Below are 18,545 nucleotides of genomic sequence, written 5' to 3'. Positions count from 1 at the left end.
ATTGGCCACAGCGACCAATTTTTGGGGTTCTGATTTGCTATTTATATGAAGAAAATTACTTAGGCGTGGAATCGTTCTTGACCATCCAAGTAGGTAGCCTGCAAGTGGCCTTGATCATCAACTAAAATAAAATCAGCTGCATAACCTGCTTTAATCCGTCCACATACATTATCAATATTAACTGATTTGGCTGGATTTAAGGAAGCCATTCTCAAAGCATCGGGTAAGGAAGCTATTTCCCAGGCGACCACATTTTGCACCGCTTGGATTAATTCTAAGATTGAACCCGCTAGGTTACCTGATTCTTTTAAGCGTGCTGCTCCATCTTTAACTTCAACTTCAAACTCACCTAGACGGGATGGCCCCTCACCCAAGCCACCAGCCCGCATACAGTCAGTGATTAAGACCGTTTCATCCGTACCCCGAGTTTTCATCACAATATCAGCCGCAACGGGATGAACATGGTGTCCGTCACAAATCAACTCAGCAAAAACATCTTTCAGCGTTAGGGCTGCCCCAACCATACCGGGTTCACGGTGGTGCAAGCCAGACATGCCATTAAAAGTATGGATAAAGATATTGGCACCCGCATCAACAGCCGCTTTAGCTTGGTCATAAGTAGCATCACTATGAGCTAAAGCAGTGTGGATATCCTTACTTGAGGCAAATTTAATAAAGTCAGTCACGCCCTTACGTTCCGGCGCAATCGCTATTTTATTAACTAGGTCACCTGATAAGTCATTCCATTGGTCTAATTGATCAATAGAAGGATCCCCCATGTATTTAGGATTTTGGGCCCCCTTGTGTTTTTCAGTAAAGTAAGGTCCTTCTAAGAAAATACCACGGATTTTGGCGCCGGTTACTTCTTGATAATGATCGCCAATGGTCTTACATACTGCATTCAAGTTTTCTACCGAATCGGTTAAGGTCGTGGGCAACCATGAAGTAACCCCACAGGCTAGTAGGCCTTCTGACATCACTTTAATCCCCTCAAAGTCGTTGTCCATCACATCATGGGATTTATAGCCATGAATATGAGTATCAACCAAGCCAGGTGCGAGGGTGTAGTCACTGTAATCGATCACTTCTCCTCCTGCAGGAAGATCTTTTACAATCTCACCAAAGAGGCCTTGGTCAGTTATGGCTAGATAGGCATTTTCAACCGTTTCAGTATCTAGTACGATGGCTTTAGCATGGATATATTTTGTCAATGAAATCCCTTCTTTTCTATCATATTAGTTTAACAAGACTTACTACTACTATGAACCCTAGACTATCCCCTAGAAAATTCTTTATCCCTATCAATTAGAGGTAGTTTAAGTGTATATTTAGGATAAATCTTTTTTTAGATGGCGTCAATTGAAGTTAGGTTTATTATCCCTGATTGCTTTTAATTTACGGGGTAAGTCTAAACAAGAGAGGCTTTGATTTAAGGGTCTATGCCTCCTACGGTTATTAGAATAAAGCAAGTCACTTGGGCCAAAACACCACAAAAAAAGCCTAGAACAAAATGCTAAGCTTTTTAAAGACTTATTTATTTTGAAAGGATTCCTAAGCTGGCGACTAATAAATCCGCGTTCCAATCGGCATCAAGGATAAGATAGCTAACTTAAAATGCTGCTTACCGAAAGGAATCCCAATAATTGTCATACACAAAATTAAGCCTAATATGAGGTGGCTCACTGCCAATTCTGCGCCCCCAAAGATAATCCAGATCAAGTTCAATAAGAGAGACCCGCTATCTGTGGATTGCATGATATCTTTACCAAAAGGGGCCAGTGTGAGATGAGCAATCTTAAAACACTGCCGTCCTATGGGAATCCCAATAATCGTGAGACACCAAACACAGCCCACAAAAAACCAAGCGATGGCTGAGAGTAGACCACCAAAGACCAGCCAAATTAAATTTCCTAGAAATGTCATAAGAATCCTTCTTTCTTTTTACTTTATTTTAATATACCCTAGGTCAGAGTGCACCACCAAGGTCTTAGGTCTGATTTCTATGCTATACCAAGGCTCAGAAAGGATCTATCATTTGCGTAAAAAATATCAAAAAATTCTTTTATCTCTTTTAATTATCCTAGCCCTGATTATTGGAGGCGGCCTAGCCTTTTTAAAGAGTCAAGCTTACCCCGCTAACCAAGAAAGCCTGCAGCAAATCACCGCCGCTAAGCAGGTCCAAAATCAAGACCAAGCCTTCTACTTCCCAGCTAATCCAGACAAGAAACGTCTCCAAACGGTTGTCTTCTATAATGGTGCTTTAGTTGATAGTCAGGCCTACGGCCAACTGGCACTCCAATTGGCTCAGGCTGGGTTTGACACTTATTTACTTAAAACCAATCTTGACCTACCTATCTTGGAATCCCAGGCAGCAATCAAGTTAATTGAAGACAAACACTTGAGTCAAGTCATCTTAGCTGGTCATTCCCTTGGTGGCGTCATGGCGGCACAAAATTCTTTAAGCTTGAAAAAAGGAACTGTAGCTGGCCTGCTCTTATTAGCTGCCTACCCTAGTCACAAGACGAACCTAGCCCAAGCTCAGTTTCCTGTCTGGTCCCTTGTTGGCGACCAAGACCTAATTATTAAAAAAGATGCTTATGAAGATGGCAAACACCGCCTCCCCAAAAACACCTCCTATATAAGGATTAAAGGCGGGAATCATGCCGGTTTTGGTAATTATGGTCCGCAAAAAGGCGATGGCCAAGCTACAATTACACCCAAAGTCCAACAAGAGCAAGTGGTTAAAATCCTCAGTCAAGCATTTGACTAAGACTGATTAAGTAGATAATTTTTCAGGGAAAATGAAGCAAGCGGGTGACTTGAATTTTATTCTTTTATCTAAGCAAGATAGTATCCTACTATAAATAATATGGAGCTGGACTTTTTTACCCAGCTCCATTTTTTTGTCTATTATTAAGATGAGCTACTCAGATTCAAAAACTGATTCATTTTCTGAACTTGTTTCCATGTCTGAACTAGATTCAGCGTCTGGGTCATAGGTTGGTGCATCACTTGGTAGTTCGATCTTAACATCGTCACCAGTCGCTAATGCTTCATACCCCGCTTGCAAATTAATATTAATTTCAGGTATCATGGCTCGAATCATTTCCATCTGTCTTTCAACTGCTGCAAGACCACTGGCTTCAGTCTCTCCTTGACTACTACTTCCTGATGAGCCTGATAATCGTTCTTCCGCTTCCATGCTAGCTTGAATTACTTCAGCAAATAATTGACGCAGACTATCATCCTCAAATTTAAAATCAGAATTAACCGATAATAAACGATAGGTTTTAGCATCAAAAGTCATTTGGAAGTCATTGACCCGATCAATAATGTAAACTAGAACCTGGTCAACCATTCCTTTATATAGTTCAGTTGCCTCTGCGGCATTATTCGAACCGTCTAAGCTAGCTTGGTCAGCTAGATATTGGTCTAAACCATCTTTTATCAACTTGTCATAATCAATTAAGGGCTTCAAATCATTCAGGAGTTGTTGACCGTCTCGATCTTTCTTTAGTACAATCCTTGCTTGGTTTCCATCATTGGTATAGTCAAAATACGTTTCAATAAAAGGCAGCCAATCAGAGTTAATTTTAGGTAGATATTGGTGGCGGTTAGCCAGAAATTCTTTTATATCCTTGGCCATTTCGTCCATGTCATCTTCGATGGCTTCAACATGCCAGGTATCATTTTCTTTTACATAACCAATCTGATCTTTTACATAGATATTATAGACTAGGTGTTCATCAGTTTCGTCAGCCTCAGGAAACATTTGGTCAAGCAAGCTTCCACTAACCTGACAATCTAGCATCCCAGCTAATTGGGTAAGTTCTAGCTGGTTAGGATCAAAGATAATTGCTCCACCAACATTTGCCGTTCCTTTAAGTTCACCCTCCTCAGGAATATCTACATTAAAGGTTGACCAGAGTCGTCCCTCCTCAGCAATTTTTTCTTCCTCATCCAATTGACTAGCATTTTCAATAAATTCCTCTAAAGAAACTTTATTTTCAGCTGAGACAAGAACCGTTCCAAAGCCATGACACAAACTACCTAACACCAAGAGACCTTTTAACCATTTTTTCATATCATCACTTCCTCAAGTTAAATATATTCAATCGCTAAAAACAAAACAGTGACACAATATACAAAAACTTCAGTGCAAAGATAAAACGACAAATGTGATCTAGGTTGATTTAAACCAGAGTTGAATTATCACGATTTAAATATATCAGTTTAATTATAGGTTTTCAATATAAAAACGAAATTTTAGCAAAATATATTCAATTCTATTGTGATTTAATTCCTAAAATAAGCGGTCTATCTTGGTGCAACAAGTGAATAGAAAAAGTCTGACACTTTGTTTTTATTTTTACAAATTAATTTTTTTGACTATGAGCTGATAAGAACAAGCTCATTAATACAGCATGATAAAGCATATATAATGGCAAAAATAAAAGGGAGCGGACAAGAAGTAGAGAATCTGTGATTTTCGCTTGCTGGAGCACTCGGATAAATGTAGTTGAGCTCATATTTTCACTCAACTACTGGGCTAAAATATCTGGTTTTTAGTTTAATAAAAGGGACTGGGCTTTTTGCCCAGTCCCTTTTTATATTAATACGTCCCCGGGCAGATTCGAACTGCCGGCCTTTCGCTTAGGAGGCAAACGCTCTATCCAGCTGAGCTACGAGGACAACTTAATAATCATTGTATACCTTTTTGAGTGATTTGTCATGACGTCAAGAGAATCTTCTCAAGAATGAATGCCATTTAGGGTAATTTATGGCATTCACTGGAAATTGGCCAAAAATAAAAATGGCTTCATAACAAGCTTCAGAGCTTGTTAGAAACCACTAACAATCTATAAATGGAGACGATCGGTCTCGAACCGACGACCTCAACACTGCCAGTGTTGCGCTCTCCCAACTGAGCTACGCCCCCAAACGACAAAATTTATTTTACCCAAATTTTCAAAAAGGGTCAAGAGAATTTTGCATATTTTTATCGTACTTTCATAATGCTAATACAAAAGAAAGCGCTTTTATGCTATAATTTATTTAACTTAAATAAATAAGGGGGGGTAATCAAATGAAGCATGATATTCTTTCAATTCTTAAATATGAAACCAAAATTGCACCCGGTGGCTATTTCCATTTATCGACAGATTGGTTCCAATCCGATGAGGAAATTAAATCGATTATCATCGATCAAAGTAATACCTATTCCAAAATTTTATCCATCTATCCCAAAGACTTTTATCTATATTTAGAACAAGATGCCCAATGTAGTTACTATCGGTCCAACTATCCCCTAAAACTTAAAGAGAACATGGACTATTACGAAGTAATCTGGGAATAAAATTCTTTACCTATCATTTGCTTGCTACCGGAATACTCGGTAGCTATTTTAATACCAAAATCCCCTAACCAATAGTTGCAGCTAAGGGTTAGAGGATTATTTTTTATATAGATTTAGAGTTTTTGAGAGAATTTTGTTTAGAAAGAATGGCTACTCAATTATTTAATTGAAGCTTGATAGATTGATTCGATTGCCTGACCTAGGCTTTCATTAAATTCCTTATCAGATTGTTCAACATTTAAATCTTGGACCAAAGCTCTTGAAAATGATGCAATGATACCATGATTTTGGGCTAATAATTCATTAGCTTGGTCAACTGGATAACCACCTGATAAGGCAACCACGCGAACCACTTTAGGATGGTTGACTAATTCTTGGTAAAGATTTGTTTTACTTGGGATAGTTAACTTAAACATAACTTGTTGCCCTTCACCTAAGCTTTCAAGACCCCGTAACAATTCTTTTTTAAGGACTTCTTCAATAGCTTCTTTATCCACAGCATGAATATTGACCTCAGGTTCAATAATTGGCATTAAGCCAGCTGCTAAGATTTCCTTAGCTACTTGGAATTGTTGTTCAACAACAGCGGCAATCCCTTTTTCATTCAATTCAAGAATATTTGACCGCATTTTGGTCCCAAAAATACCACGTTCATTGGCGCGTTTTAATAGGTCTGGTAATTTATCCAAAGGCTTCATTAGTTGTACGCCATTTTCTTGCTTGGCCAAGCCTTGGTCAACTTTTACAAATGGAATAATATGTTTAGACCATAAATAGTCTGCGGTATATTGACCGTTGACTTTACGGTCCATGGTTTGTTCAAAAAGAATGGCCCCCAAGATTTTTTCGCCTGTAAAACTTGGCGAAGTCATAATTCGCGTCCGCATTTCATGGACTAGATCAAACATTGCTTGATCATTATCATATGCATCTTCACAAATTCCATATTGGGCTAAGGCTTTAGGGGTTGAGCCGCCTGATTGATCTAATGCTGCAATAAACCCTTGACCATTCTTCATTAAATCCAATTGTTCTTTATTCATCCAAAACCTTCCTTTTTCTTAAATTGCTCAAAATTGCTGAGTTACCTAAAAATATGGTTAAACAAATTTTTAAGCTAGTTATAGAATAGCACAGGTTGCGGCAAATGCAATAAAAATTTGTTTGAACAGGTGATCTTTCTATTATTTTTTAGCGGTGAACTCAAATCATTGAGTTCACTTTTCATAATAAAATCAGGGATTCAAAGCAATTCTTTAATAATTCGAACTATAAAAAACCCAACCTAGCGGCAGCTAAATTGGGTCTTATAATTATTCTTGGTTGATCATCCGATAATACACACTAGAGGTTAATTTGTAGATAATATAATAGACTAAGATGAAGCCTATGAAGACTGAGCCGTAGCCTAATAAAAATAGTTTTTGGTTGCGGATAGCAAATAATGATAACAACTCGAACATAATTTTATGCGCGACCAAGGCATGAATTAGGGCCACGACTAAGGGCAAGGAGAAAATCCAAAGGACTTGTTGATGAATGGTTTGTTTAATTAGACTTTGGGATAAACCGACCTGTTTCATCGTCTGATACTTAGCCCGATCGTCTAAGCCCTCTGATAACTGTTTGAAATAAAGCATCAAGGTAATGCAAACAAACAAGACGATACCCACAACAATCCCCAAAAATAAGAAACCACCATAGTAGCCATAGATTTCTTGCGATAAATCTTTACGCTTAGTTAAGACTAGATTAGTTTCAGGCCCTTGTAAAGCTTCTAGGTCAGCTTCATTGAAGTCTTGATCTTGCCCTAAATTAAAATCAAGTGAATATTTAATGGGCGCTTTGACCGGCTTTCCTTCTAAATCTAAATCTGTCACGACCGATTGGATTTGCTTTAATTGGTCTGGTCCTGCCACCACTAAATAGAAAATATTGCCCACCAAATTAGTAGGAATATCATCTATTGTTAAGTGTTTTAAATCAAAAGTCTGATCAGCTAGCTTTAATTGTTTTTGATTTTGGAAACGACTAAGACTTGAGGTAAACAAGGCTTGATGGCCCTCTAGGTGATAATCCGTTCCATGAACTTTATTATAATTATCCACCAATTCAACAACGACATACGAATAGTTATTAGGGGTCGAAGTCCCTTGGTCTAAGGGTATCAAAGCACCGTCTTGATTAAGCATAGTCAAAAATAAGGATTGACCTTTGATTAAATCATTCAGGTCTTTACTGGCAAGTAATTGTTCCGCTACTTTGTCTTGCTGGTCAGGAAGACTAGTACTAGCATCAGCCCCACGATCTACAAATTTAATCGAATAATCGCGCGCCATAGACCGTTGGACCTGGTGATCCATCCCCAAATAGAGGGTTAGGGTGGTCCCAAAGGTCAGGATAATGCCGGTACAAAGGACCGCTAGACCAGCTAAAGAAACAGAATTTGACTTCATGCGGGCCAATAAACCTGAGATAGAGAAAAAGTGTTTAGCATCATAGTAATAATTTTTCTTAGCTTTCAAGGCCTTAAGAATAATAATTGATAAGGAAACCATCAAAGCAAAGGTCGCAAACATCACCAAAAAGATAGAGATAAAGAAAATTAAAAGAGAAGACATAAATCCTTCCGTCACCAAAGCTAAGTAATAACCAGCTAGCAATGTGACGACACCCACCACTAAAATAATCCAGCGGCTCTTGGGCTCGCCTTCACCTGCATTGGCGGTATGCATTAAATCAGCCACCTGCACGCGACTTAAAAACCAGCGATTCAATAAGGTTAAAAATAGGAAAACGACAACAATGACAGCAAAGGTCAGCAAGGCCGCCCAAGAATCAAAAGGATAATCCATGACTGTAGCTCCGGTATCACGCATCAAGCGGTTCAAGGCCATAAAGAGTAAATGACCGAGGCCATAACCTAAACAAATAGCCGTCACACTAGTTATTAGACTGGCCATTAAATTTTCAAAAAGAATCAAACGGCCAATATGTTTCTTTTCCATACCTAGGACTTGGTACAAGGCAAATTCCTTGCGCCGTTGTTTAAAGATAAACTGATTGGCATAGAGAATAAAAATCACCGATAAAATTCCTGAGAAAAAGACAGCCATTACCACCAAGGTGGTCACTTCGGCCCGTTTAGATTGAATATAGGCATTATTAATCAAAGACATCATGATATATTGCATGGCCATCATGACCGAAATAGCTAATAAATATGGTATGTAAATCTGTTTTTGTTTAGCAAGGGTTTCCTTAGCTAATTTAAACAATAAACGATGAGTCATCTTGTCCACCCCCTACTTCGCCAAGACAGCTAGGGCGTGGTTAATCCGGTCTTGGAAGTCCGCCTCGGTTGCTTGCCCCCGGTATAGTTCATGGAAGATAATCCCATCCTTAATAAATAGAACCCGGTTAGCTGTCGCTGCCGCAGCAGATGAGTGGGTCACCATCAAAAGAGTATGCCCCATTTCATTCAAGCGGATAAATAGGTCTAAAATTTGGCGAGAAGATTTGGAATCCAAGGCCCCAGTAGGTTCATCGGCTAAGACAATATCCGGTTGCGCCACCAAGGCCCGCGCAATGGCAATTCGTTGCCGTTGGCCGCCGGACACTTGGTAAGGATATTTATCTAATAAGGCTTCAATCCCTAAGAGCGGTGCCAATTCATTTAAGCGAGCTTCCATTTGGGCTACCTTTTGGTTATTCAAGACCAAGGGCAAGAGAATATTATCCCGATTAGATAAATGATCGAGGACATTAAAATCTTGAAAAACAAAACCAATCATATCCCGGCGGAATTGGGCTACTTTATCCGCTTTAATTTGGGCTAAATCTTGACCAGCTAAATGAATTGAACCTTGACTAGCTTGGTCAAACGTCGCTAATAAATTTAAGAGGGTTGATTTACCTGAACCTGATTCCCCCATAATCGCAACATATTCGCCCTTATCTAAGGAAAAATCAACATCCCGTAAGGCAATCGTTTGACTAGGACCACTTTGATATATTTTTTTAACGTGTTTAACTTCTAATAACATTATACTTCCTCCTTTAAACTTGCTTAAGCTTAGTATAAGAGGTTTAGGGCTTAGCTGCCTTTATTTAATCTAACAAAAAAGCCGCTAATCTTACATAATTGAAAGATTAGCCGCCTTAAAAGAAAGATTAAATTGGCTACCCTGGCCCAACTCAGACTCAACCGTTACCTGGTGGCCCAAACGTTTAGCAATTAATGCCACTAGGTAAAGGCCTAGTCCGGAAGATTTCTCTTCCAACTTGCCATTAAAACCTGAATAGCCCCGATCAAAAATCTTAGGCAGGTCCTGACTCGGAATCCCCGGACCCTGGTCTTTAATACTTAATACTTGGCTGGTCGCATCAAAAAAAATAGAAATCTGCCCTCCTTGGCTATACTTTAGCGCATTATTTAGAATTTGCTCAATCATAAGGCCCGCTAATTTAGCCTCAGTCACCACCATCTGGTCACTGACTTGATAGGCCAACTTAATATTTTTTTCAATAAAGTGGAGACGATACCGTTTAAGCAAAGGGCGAACTAAGTCATCGACTTTAACCGGACTCAAATCCATATCCCGACTGGGGTCATTTAACTTCAAATAGTTCATGGCCATATTGGCATAATTTTCAATTTGAATCAGTTGCTTTTTAAGACCAGAATTCTCATTCGAACTTTGATCTAACAACATATGACTAGCGGCAATCGGAGTCTTGATTTGATGGACCCACATCAAGAAATAATCTTCCAAGTCATTTTGACTTTGGATTTGTTGATTGCGGTAGGCTTGAAATTCACTTTGAAGCTGGATAAATTCTTGCTCAGTGACCTGACCCTTACGGTAATCCATACTTTGTAGGACTAAGTAGATCAGATAAACTAGCAAAAATAAGCCCAAACATAATTGTAGAACTGCCCAGTCCAAATCATATAAGTAAAAGATAATGATTAAGAGTAAAATAAGGCTGATAAAAAAAGCATGTTGACTCCGTTTTTGCTTCCAGAGAAAATCAATCATCAGCTACGCCTCCTTACGTAAGGCATAGCCATGATTTTTCTTAGTTTGTAGCCAGGTATCCAAAGCATAAGGCCGTAATTTCTTGCGGATCCGTGTCATATTAACAGCCAAGGTATTATCATCAATAAATTGATCATTCTGCCAACAAGCATCGAGAATAGTTTGACGACTGGCAAAGGCCGGTTGGGCTTGGAACAAGACCTGGAGAATTTGTAATTCGGTGTGGGTTAAGTCTATCTCATGGCCTTGGTATAGTAGTTTAGCTTGGAGTCGGTCTAAAACTAAGTCCTCATAAGTTAAACGGTTCAGGGCTGCCACTTGGGGTTCGGTAAATTCATAGGACCGCCGTAAGAGTGCTTGAATCTTGGATAAAGTCAAAGTCATATCCAAGGGCTTACTAATAAAGTCATCGCCCCCCAATTGCATGGCCATAATCATGTCCATCTTGTCATTCATAGAAGAAATAAAGATAATCGGTACTTGGGAGAATTTACGGATTTCAGAACACCAATGATATCCATTAAAATAAGGTAGATTAATATCTAAGAGGATTAAATGCGGTTGTTGGCTTTGAACTTCTTCAAGCACCTGAAGGAAATCTTTTAAAATAACTGCTTCTAGTTGCCATTTAGCCAAATAGTCCGCCAAGGCTTGGGCAATCACAACATCATCTTCAATAATTAACACTTTCATGGGATAACCTCCTTAACTGAAAGTTGTTATGTTTAATTTAAGTCTATACTCAAGTATCTAGGTCTATGCTACACTAAGAGAAAGAAAGAAGAAAGTGGGAAATTACATGGCGGAAACATATCAAGTGATTGTGGTAGGCGGTGGGTCTTCGGGCCTTATGGCAGCCATTAATGCGGCCCAACAAGGAGCCTCAGTGTTAATCTTAGAGAAAAACCGGATCCTCGGCAAAAAACTTTTATTATCCGGCGGCGGTCGGTGTAACGTCACCAACCGGACCAGCCAAGAAGAACTGATTAAGCATATTCCCGGCAATGGTAAGTTTCTTTATTCCGCCTTGTCGCAATTTGACCAGGAAGATATTGTTAATTTTTTTGCTGACCATAACGTGCAATTAAAAGAAGAAGACCATGGCCGTATGTTTCCTATCACTGACCGGTCCGCCACCATCCGTGATGCCCTCTTAGACATCTGCTTAGAATTAGGGGTCACCATTCAAACCAAGGAACCGGTGGAATCCCTACTGATTGACCGAGCGGCTAATAAAATTCAGGGCGTCCACTGCAAGTCTGGTCATGACTATTACTGTAAGTCATTGATTTTAGCTTGTGGCGGTCGAGCCTATCCTGGAACTGGTGCCACCGGCGATGGTTATGCCTGGGCTAAAGCTGCAGGTCACTCCATTAGTCGACTTTATCCCACCGAAGCCCCGCTCTATTCTAAAGATGACATTATTCAAGAGGGGTCACTTAAAGGCGTCGCCTTACGTGAAGTGACGGTCACTCTTTGGGACTTAAACCATAAAGCTATTTGCCAACATACTATGGATATGCTCTTCACCCACTTTGGTTATTCCGGCCCTGCCATACTCCGAACTTCTGGCCATATCAATCAATTTTTGCATGAGACGGGGGCAGACACAGCTAACATGACCATTGATTTGCAACCAGAATTGAATCAGGACCAACTGCGCGACCAAGCCGAAGGCCAACGGGATAAACAAGTCCTGACCATTATTAAGGCTTGGATGCCCCAAGCTTTAGCCAGAGTCTTGTTAAGCAAAATCCCATTAAATCCAAGTTTGGCCTACAAGCAACTAAGCCACCAAGAAGTAAACTCACTTTTCCAATTGGTTAAGGCCTTCCCAATTTCGGCTTATAAAACTGACCCTATTGAAAAAGGCTTTGTTACGGGTGGCGGCGTTAAAACTTCCGAAATTCAACCCGATTCCATGGCTTCAAAATTACTAGACGGTTTATATTTTTGCGGTGAGTTTATGGATATTAATGGCTACACTGGCGGTTACAATATTTCGGCCGCCTTTATTACCGGCACTATCGCTGGCCGACACGCCGCTTGGGCAGCTTATGAGTACTAAAATGAATCTTAAAGCGAAAGCTGAGTGCATAAGTTCACTCAGCTACTGGGACTCTTGCTGGGACTCTCTGAGCACAGCGACATAGAGCCCCAGTAGTTAGGCGAAGCCATGAGCTTAACTTCCCTAATCTATAATCCCCAGTAAAAGCTTTTTTACTGACAGAAAGAGAATATATTCTTATAATAAGAAGCATGAAAGTAGGTGAGCGGATGATTAACCGCATCCAAATGAATGACCGGGATTACTGGATTGTGATTGAGACGGACCGAGGCCAGGACCATACCCAACTATACGATCAATTTGATCTGGACTCAGAAATAATGGAATACGCCCTGGATAAAAATGAACGGGCCCATATCGACTATGATGCCGCCAATAAGACCCTACTTTTGATTTTTAACGTGCTTAAATTAGAAAAAGAAGACAACCACTATGAAACTATTCCGGTGACCTTTGTTAGCCAAAAACATCGATTAATAACTATTGTTAATCAGGAGAATCGCTATATCTTAAATATGATGGAAGCATACTTGAAACGCTATCCAGATGCTTCGATTTTTTCTTTCTTATTTGGCTCTCTGTCTTTATTCTCCGAACGATTTTTCCCGATTATGGAAGAAATTGACCGTGATAAGGACAAATTGAATTCAATCCTTCGGCAAAAAACCACCAAAAAACATTTACTAGATCTCTCTGACTTAGAGACTGGTAATGTCTACCTCGTTTCAGCTGCCAGTCAAAATCGGACCATGCTAGAACAATTGCGGGCCCATGCTATATACCGTCGCCTCAATGATGAGGAAAGAGATGACTTAGACGATGCCATCATTGAAGCCAACCAGTTGTATGAAATGACCCATCTAACTTCCCAAATCCTCCAACAACTCTCCGGCACTTATAATAATGTCTTAAATAATAATTTGAACGATAACTTAACCTATTTAAATATTGTTTCTATCCTATTAGGGATTCTTGCAGTCATCACCGGCTTCTTTGGTATGAATGTGCCCCTTCCCTTTACCAAGGAAAATGAAGCCTGGATTGGGATCATTATTTTCTCAGCCGCCATTTGGTTTATCGTAGAAAAAGTCTTACAACGAATTTTTCCTAATGATAAAGATTAATATAATAAAAAAGACGAGTTCTAAAAAGACTCGTCTTTTTTTATATATCCGCAACCACTTATCCTAAGTCACCTATTAATTATCTAATAATAACAATTAATTTCTTATTTGGCTGGGCTATGATAACGTTGCTCATATTCCTGGTCTGCCTTAGGTAAATAAGCGTATAATTCTTTGATTAATAATTTCATTCCCGGTGAATGAGGATTTTTTTGATTAATGGTTAAATAAACCGGGAAGTAAGCCGGATCTTCAATTGGTACAATAATCATCTCTTTAGAAGAAACTAAGCGAGGGGACCGACTTGGCATCAAAGTAATGGTCTCTGAACTCGACATAGATGAATCCATTAAATAATGCCATGAAGACGAAATATAAGCATAAGTTGGATTTAAATTCCATTCTTTAAATTTTACTTCAGTCTTATGATAGGTCATAAAGTCCTTAGATAAGCTCATGATAGGATAGCTTGTCACCTGTTCCCAGGTAATCGAAGCTTCTTGAGATAAAGGATGATTCACTGACATAAAGGCTGCAATTTCATCCTTGTATACCAGAGTTTGAGACACTGAATCAACCTCCAGGTCTTGGGGTTCAACTAGGAAGGCAATCTCAAATTCATCTTCCTTGAACCGTTTAGCTATATCTACTGCGCCGCCTTCAACTAATTTTATCTGTAAGTGCGGATATTTATTGGTGAAATAAGCAAAAAACTTAGGCAGCAAGACCTGCGGAGTTGTGGTAGTGGCCCCGAAAATAATGGTTTCTTCTTTGGCCTGGGCCGCCTTTTCTTCTACGGCCGCCTCTAATTCTTCATACTTATTAATAATTTCAATAATATAGTCATAAATCAGCTGCCCCATACTAGTTAAACCAGTCAAACGATTATACTTACGTACGAATAGTTCTAAGTCATTATTTTCTTCGAAATTAGAAATAAACCGACTCAGAGCTGGCTGACTAATATGAATCTTACGTGCCGCTTCCGTCAAATTATAATTTGACTCTACAATATGTTTCAAATAATACATTTGAGTAATTTCTAAATTCATCTTAGCCCTTCTTTAGTCAAATTTTGTTATCTAATAATAAAATATAACGCTTTCATTTTTATTATATCAAGCTATTTACTCTAATTAAAGTATAATAATAATAAAAATTTACATCGTTTTTTGCCAGAAATAAAATTTAATTATTATTAGCTCACCAGTAGAATACCATTTTAAACATTTTATCTCTTAGCCTTTAGGAAAACTAAAGTAATATTGGATATTATTTTTATTAAAGATTCAATTCTTGAATAAAAGCTTGGATCGATTTTTGCCAGAAAGGCCATTCATGCCCTCCTTCACTTTCATGAAGTGAAATGTCCACATCCTTATCTTTATTGGCTTGATAAAATTCTCGGTTAGCCGTCATCAAGGTGTCTTCAGTTCCACAAGTCATAAAGATTTTAGGTAATGTCTGCCCCTTTGCCAAGGCTTGGTCAATCGTAAAAGTAGGGTTTTTATAGGAGTTTAAAATACTGGGAATGTCCCCAAAAATTGCCTGGTAGTAGGTCCGATTTTTGAAAGGAATCGCTTGGTCTAAGCGCGAAACTTGGGCATGATCCATAATTAGCGCGGATGAAAAAGCGCCAATCACGGAGAAATGTTGGGGATTCGCTAAGCCATTGATTAAGGCCCCATAACCTCCCATGGAAAGGCCCGCGATATAGGTGTCTTCAGCTTTGTAAGATAAGGGGAACATATGCCGGGTCATGGTGACTAATTCTTGACCAATAAACTGGCTAAAATGGGTCATCCCATCAGGTTGGTCGACATAAAATTGGTTTTCACCCGCTGGCATAATCACGGCGAGATTCGCTTCTGCCGCTAAGTCTAAAATATTGGTTTTTAATAACCAGTCATCTTGACTGCCCATCACCCCATGGAGTAAATATAAAGTCTTGTAGGGAAGCGGAACTTCAATTTCTTCATTCATAGAAAAGCGATCCGTTGGTAGGTAAACATTGACCGCCACAGTCCGCATTAAAGCTTTTGACATAAATTTAACTTCTAAAATTGCCATAATCATCCTTCTTTCATTGACAGATACCCCTAGTTTGCGCCAATAAAAAAGCAGGGTCAAGTAAAAACTTCACCCTGCTTCTGATTAAACGAATTAATCTAAAATTTGTGTGGCAATTCCAATTGAATTAGGCCCTGCATGGACACCTAAAACCGCGGTCAATTGAGTTTCAAGCACTAATTCTGCTTTTTCGATTTCATTTGCCAAAACTTCTTTTAATAAGAGGACTTCTTCCTGGTTATCCCCAGAGAAAATCGCTAAGCGATACCGTTGTGCTCCTTTTAAATCAGCTTTAATTTGGTCTACAAAGGCTTGAAAACTCTTTTTCTTACCTCGAACCTTGCCAATCACACCTACTTCCCCGTCAATCATCTTAAGTAGGGGTTGGATTTTAAGGATTTGACCTAACATACCTTTATATTTATTAAAACGGCCCCCTCTAACTAAATATTCTAAGGTTCTAAACAAGGCATAGATATCCGTTTGCGGCCGAACCCGTTCAAGTTCAGCTAATATTTCTTGGACACTCGCGCCCGCTTGGTTCATTTGGGCTGCTAAAATCGATTGAAGGCCCGCAGAAGACGCAATTTGTTCCGTGTCGAAGACAAATAATTCCATACCTTCATATTGATCTTGTAAGACTTTGTAGATTTGCCGCATCCCCGTAACCTTTGCTGAAGAACAAAGCATTAAGGCTTGATCATACCCCTGAGCTTTTAGCTTATCCAAGAGATCGAGAGCTTCATTAATCGGAGGTATCCCAGTCGATAAGACCTTATAGTCTTGCATGGTCCGGTAGAATTGAGTGGTGTCGATATCAACCAAATCTTTGAAATGTTGGTCACCCATTTGGATTTGGTAGGATAAAAGTTCTAAGCCAAATTGATGGGCCAGTTCAAAGGTCAAGTCTTGGGATGAGTCAGCAATGATAGCTAATTTTGTCATGATTGATCTCCTTTTTCTTGGTCTAAAAAGTCAAATAAGGTTTGATAGTAAGCGTTTTGATTGAGGTAACGGGCATGGGCATGTCCGCCTTTAAGGAAAATTTTAATTTCTTTGCTTCCCGGAATAGCTTGATAAAGCTCATGGGCCATGGCCACCGGAACGAAATCATCGTTTTCAGTATGTATAATAAGGATGGGCACCTGGGCCTTGGCAACGTATTTTTTCACATCGGCAGCTTTAAGCGAATAGACTGCCTTAGCTTGAGCTACTATGTTAGAAAGATCCAAAACCGGAAAGGCTGGTAAGGAAAAACGAGCCTTTAATTCAGAAGCGAAAATATCATAAACACTAGAATAACCCGCGTCGTCCACAATCTTGGTCACATTTTTCGGCAAGTCTAAGCCAGCGGTAAAAAGAACAGTTGCCCCACCCATAGAAGTCCCATGAAGCACAATTTGGCTGTCTGGATCCTGGTCAACTACCCGGTTTATCCAGGTAAGCAAGTCTTCCTTATCTAGGTATCCCATACCGATGTAATCACCTTGGCTAACCCCTTGGCCCCGCATAGCAATAGTTAGGATATGATAGCCGGCAGCCTGGAAATGAGGAATCAGAGCATGGGTTTCTGCTTCGTTGGATTGATACCCATGAACCAGAATCACCCATTTATGACTGAATGTTTTTTGAGGAAAATAATGGCCCACAAGGTCAAGACCGTCCTGGCTTTTGACCTGCCATTCTTTCACCGCAGTATCTCCTTGATAGGTTTGGGCGATAAAATCCTCAGCTTGGGCTTTAATCTGATCGACTTGTTTGTCTTCTGCTTCCTGGTTGGGATTAACTGATTGGACTTGTCGGTCTTGCCCCCCGTTTTGATAGACTAGGGCATAATCTACAAAATAGTTGCCAATGCCTAGGCCGAGTAAGGTTAATATACAAACTAAGATGCCTAGAATGGACAGCCTTCTTTTGAGTTTGGTCATGATGAAACCTCGTTTCTAGAATATTGTAACAAAGTTAAGCATGGATGTTGACCAGCAAAAAGAAGCATTTTCTGGTATACTGTTCGATAAAGAACAATTTAAGTGGAAATGCCACTCTAGTGCAAAAAGGAGTTTACACATGGCCCAACAAGATTTACGGATTCAAAAAACTAAACGCTCACTTTTAGCTGCCTTCTTCAAATTGGCAGAAACACAAGATTTTGACCAAATCACTATTGACCAGCTTTGCCAGACTGCCTTGATTCGGCGAAATACTTTTTACCGACATTTCGAAGATAAATATTCATTTGTCGATTATGTGATTGAAAAATCCCTCAACGATATTTATAGTAAGCATATTCAAGACTACCCTGACTTAAGTACGGAAGACTATTATTATCAAGTAGTCCACGAAAGTCTTGCCTTTATTGATAATCATAAACGCTTTATCTCAACGATGTTCAATAGTCGTTTTAATGACCTCTTGTCCAGTCAAGTTTCCAACCGCATTATGGTGGTCGTCGACCGGGAAGTCGAGAAATACAAGGCCTTGGGACGTCACTTCCCTAAAAATACCCGCTTTACCACCCGCTTTTTTACTGGGGGCATTTTATCGATTCTTTATCAGTGGATTATGTCTGACTTTGCTATGTCAGTCGATGAACTCAGTAGAGAAATAACTCAACTAATTCTAGCCTTTTGGCGGGCCTTGTCGGTGGAAGTTTGATACTCTTGCAAAAAGTTTTGGGAGTATTAATTGCTAGCGCCTCCTTTATAAAAACAAAAGATGTGGTTTAAAACACGGCAAAGCACAGGGAATCCTAGTTTTGTACATTGAATCTTGCCAATGCACAAAATATTACACTTTTTCATCAAATAGATTCAAATAAATATATTAAACATTCTGGTCTATCCAGTCCTTCTAGAATTTACTCAAAAAGAAAAGCACCGGGCCAT

At 39.4% G+C, this 18,545-nt stretch carries 17 protein-coding genes and 2 tRNA genes; 5 read left to right on the top strand and 14 right to left on the bottom strand.

Annotated features, from left to right (window positions below):
• Window positions 1–59: 59 nt before the first annotated feature.
• Together nagA and HMPREF9257_RS01195 are read right to left on the bottom strand one after the other, a co-directional pair.
• Window positions 60–1,211: an N-acetylglucosamine-6-phosphate deacetylase gene (gene nagA / locus HMPREF9257_RS01200; protein WP_006417629.1), complete on the bottom strand. Its 1,152-nt coding sequence runs from the start codon at window positions 1,209–1,211 to the stop codon at window positions 60–62.
• A 352-nt stretch (window positions 1,212–1,563) separates the two neighbouring features.
• Window positions 1,564–1,923: a YccF domain-containing protein gene (locus tag HMPREF9257_RS01195; protein WP_006417636.1), complete on the bottom strand. Its 360-nt coding sequence runs from the start codon at window positions 1,921–1,923 to the stop codon at window positions 1,564–1,566.
• Between the two features lie 112 nt (window positions 1,924–2,035).
• On the opposite strand from HMPREF9257_RS01195, the gene HMPREF9257_RS01190 reads away from it, so the two are divergent.
• A complete protein-coding gene (locus tag HMPREF9257_RS01190; protein WP_006417642.1) occupies window positions 2,036–2,770 on the top strand; it encodes an alpha/beta hydrolase in 735 nt (244 codons plus the stop codon).
• A gap of 153 nt (window positions 2,771–2,923) precedes the next feature.
• On the opposite strand, the gene HMPREF9257_RS01185 is transcribed toward HMPREF9257_RS01190, so the two are convergent.
• From HMPREF9257_RS01185 to HMPREF9257_RS01175, 3 genes are all read right to left on the bottom strand, one after another.
• Window positions 2,924–4,084: a hypothetical protein gene (locus HMPREF9257_RS01185; protein WP_006417643.1), complete on the bottom strand. Its 1,161-nt coding sequence runs from the start codon at window positions 4,082–4,084 to the stop codon at window positions 2,924–2,926.
• Window positions 4,085–4,618: 534 nt separating this feature from the next.
• A tRNA-Arg gene (locus HMPREF9257_RS01180) sits at window positions 4,619–4,692 on the bottom strand.
• A gap of 174 nt (window positions 4,693–4,866) precedes the next feature.
• Window positions 4,867–4,939, bottom strand: a tRNA-Ala gene (locus HMPREF9257_RS01175).
• A 147-nt stretch (window positions 4,940–5,086) separates the two neighbouring features.
• Here HMPREF9257_RS01175 and HMPREF9257_RS01170 point away from each other — a divergent pair.
• On the top strand, window positions 5,087–5,356 hold the full coding sequence (locus HMPREF9257_RS01170; RefSeq protein WP_006417640.1) for a hypothetical protein: 270 nt from the start codon (window positions 5,087–5,089) through the stop codon (window positions 5,354–5,356).
• 158 nt (window positions 5,357–5,514) lie between these two features.
• Here the strand turns inward: HMPREF9257_RS01170 and HMPREF9257_RS01165 are convergent, their stop codons facing one another.
• From HMPREF9257_RS01165 to HMPREF9257_RS01145, 5 genes are all read right to left on the bottom strand, one after another.
• Window positions 5,515–6,399 (bottom strand): fructose bisphosphate aldolase, encoded by an 885-nt coding sequence (locus tag HMPREF9257_RS01165; RefSeq protein WP_006417634.1) that lies wholly within the window; start codon window positions 6,397–6,399, stop codon window positions 5,515–5,517.
• A gap of 270 nt (window positions 6,400–6,669) precedes the next feature.
• Window positions 6,670–8,649, bottom strand: coding sequence for an FtsX-like permease family protein (locus HMPREF9257_RS01160; RefSeq protein ID WP_006417637.1), 1,980 nt, complete (start codon window positions 8,647–8,649; stop codon window positions 6,670–6,672).
• A 12-nt stretch (window positions 8,650–8,661) separates the two neighbouring features.
• On the bottom strand, window positions 8,662–9,402 hold the full coding sequence (locus HMPREF9257_RS01155) for an ABC transporter ATP-binding protein (protein WP_006417631.1): 741 nt from the start codon (window positions 9,400–9,402) through the stop codon (window positions 8,662–8,664).
• Between the two features lie 90 nt (window positions 9,403–9,492).
• Window positions 9,493–10,398 (bottom strand): sensor histidine kinase, encoded by a 906-nt coding sequence (locus tag HMPREF9257_RS01150; protein WP_006417635.1) that lies wholly within the window; start codon window positions 10,396–10,398, stop codon window positions 9,493–9,495.
• A gap of 3 nt (window positions 10,399–10,401) precedes the next feature.
• The gene (locus tag HMPREF9257_RS01145) at window positions 10,402–11,091 is read right to left on the bottom strand and encodes a response regulator transcription factor (protein WP_006417630.1); all 690 of its coding nucleotides are present in this window, start codon (window positions 11,089–11,091) and stop codon (window positions 10,402–10,404) included.
• A gap of 106 nt (window positions 11,092–11,197) precedes the next feature.
• Here HMPREF9257_RS01145 and HMPREF9257_RS01140 point away from each other — a divergent pair, with 106 nt between their 5' ends.
• Window positions 11,198–12,466, top strand: coding sequence for a BaiN/RdsA family NAD(P)/FAD-dependent oxidoreductase (locus HMPREF9257_RS01140; RefSeq protein WP_006417639.1), 1,269 nt, complete (start codon window positions 11,198–11,200; stop codon window positions 12,464–12,466).
• Window positions 12,467–12,657: 191 nt separating this feature from the next.
• Entirely contained in the window at window positions 12,658–13,590 is a 933-nt protein-coding gene (locus HMPREF9257_RS01135) for a magnesium transporter CorA family protein (RefSeq protein ID WP_006417645.1), read from the top strand.
• A gap of 104 nt (window positions 13,591–13,694) precedes the next feature.
• Here HMPREF9257_RS01135 and HMPREF9257_RS01130 read toward each other — a convergent pair whose 3' ends face one another.
• The 4 genes from HMPREF9257_RS01130 to HMPREF9257_RS01115 form a co-directional block, all read right to left on the bottom strand.
• A complete protein-coding gene (locus tag HMPREF9257_RS01130) occupies window positions 13,695–14,642 on the bottom strand; it encodes a LysR family transcriptional regulator (protein WP_006417632.1) in 948 nt (315 codons plus the stop codon).
• A gap of 229 nt (window positions 14,643–14,871) precedes the next feature.
• The gene (locus HMPREF9257_RS01125; RefSeq protein ID WP_006417638.1) at window positions 14,872–15,660 is read right to left on the bottom strand and encodes an alpha/beta hydrolase; all 789 of its coding nucleotides are present in this window, start codon (window positions 15,658–15,660) and stop codon (window positions 14,872–14,874) included.
• 93 nt (window positions 15,661–15,753) lie between these two features.
• Window positions 15,754–16,605 carry a DegV family protein gene (locus HMPREF9257_RS01120; RefSeq protein ID WP_006417644.1) on the bottom strand — a complete coding sequence of 284 codons (852 nt, stop codon included), beginning with the start codon at window positions 16,603–16,605 and terminating at the stop codon, window positions 15,754–15,756.
• Window positions 16,602–17,588, bottom strand: coding sequence for an alpha/beta hydrolase (locus HMPREF9257_RS01115; RefSeq protein ID WP_006417641.1), 987 nt, complete (start codon window positions 17,586–17,588; stop codon window positions 16,602–16,604). Before HMPREF9257_RS01115 ends, HMPREF9257_RS01120 begins: the two co-directional genes overlap by 4 nt.
• Window positions 17,589–17,727: 139 nt before the next feature.
• On the opposite strand from HMPREF9257_RS01115, the gene HMPREF9257_RS01110 reads away from it, so the two are divergent.
• The gene (locus HMPREF9257_RS01110) at window positions 17,728–18,315 is read left to right on the top strand and encodes a TetR/AcrR family transcriptional regulator C-terminal domain-containing protein (RefSeq protein ID WP_006417633.1); all 588 of its coding nucleotides are present in this window, start codon (window positions 17,728–17,730) and stop codon (window positions 18,313–18,315) included.
• Window positions 18,316–18,545 lie beyond the last annotated feature (230 nt).

The organism is Eremococcus coleocola ACS-139-V-Col8, assembly GCF_000183205.1.
GTDB lineage: Bacteria > Bacillota > Bacilli > Lactobacillales > Aerococcaceae > Eremococcus > Eremococcus coleocola.
The sequence above is the reverse complement of the archived record's forward strand: the minus strand, read 5'-3'. Positions and strand labels throughout refer to the sequence as shown.

Coding starts and splice junctions, on each gene's coding strand:
- HMPREF9257_RS01195 (WP_006417636.1), bottom strand. CDS start 1,923: ATGACATTTCTAGGAAATTTAATTTGGCTGGTCTTTGGTGGTCTACTC.
- HMPREF9257_RS01185 (WP_006417643.1), bottom strand. CDS start 4,084: ATGAAAAAATGGTTAAAAGGTCTCTTGGTGTTAGGTAGTTTGTGTCAT.
- HMPREF9257_RS01170 (WP_006417640.1), top strand. CDS start 5,087: ATGAAGCATGATATTCTTTCAATTCTTAAATATGAAACCAAAATTGCA.
- HMPREF9257_RS01165 (WP_006417634.1), bottom strand. CDS start 6,399: ATGAATAAAGAACAATTGGATTTAATGAAGAATGGTCAAGGGTTTATT.
- HMPREF9257_RS01160 (WP_006417637.1), bottom strand. CDS start 8,649: ATGACTCATCGTTTATTGTTTAAATTAGCTAAGGAAACCCTTGCTAAA.
- HMPREF9257_RS01155 (WP_006417631.1), bottom strand. CDS start 9,402: ATGTTATTAGAAGTTAAACACGTTAAAAAAATATATCAAAGTGGTCCT.
- HMPREF9257_RS01150 (WP_006417635.1), bottom strand. CDS start 10,398: ATGATTGATTTTCTCTGGAAGCAAAAACGGAGTCAACATGCTTTTTTT.
- HMPREF9257_RS01145 (WP_006417630.1), bottom strand. CDS start 11,091: ATGAAAGTGTTAATTATTGAAGATGATGTTGTGATTGCCCAAGCCTTG.
- HMPREF9257_RS01140 (WP_006417639.1), top strand. CDS start 11,198: ATGGCGGAAACATATCAAGTGATTGTGGTAGGCGGTGGGTCTTCGGGC.
- HMPREF9257_RS01135 (WP_006417645.1), top strand. CDS start 12,658: ATGAAAGTAGGTGAGCGGATGATTAACCGCATCCAAATGAATGACCGG.
- HMPREF9257_RS01130 (WP_006417632.1), bottom strand. CDS start 14,642: ATGAATTTAGAAATTACTCAAATGTATTATTTGAAACATATTGTAGAG.
- HMPREF9257_RS01125 (WP_006417638.1), bottom strand. CDS start 15,660: ATGGCAATTTTAGAAGTTAAATTTATGTCAAAAGCTTTAATGCGGACT.
- HMPREF9257_RS01120 (WP_006417644.1), bottom strand. CDS start 16,605: ATGACAAAATTAGCTATCATTGCTGACTCATCCCAAGACTTGACCTTT.
- HMPREF9257_RS01115 (WP_006417641.1), bottom strand. CDS start 17,588: ATGACCAAACTCAAAAGAAGGCTGTCCATTCTAGGCATCTTAGTTTGT.
- HMPREF9257_RS01110 (WP_006417633.1), top strand. CDS start 17,728: ATGGCCCAACAAGATTTACGGATTCAAAAAACTAAACGCTCACTTTTA.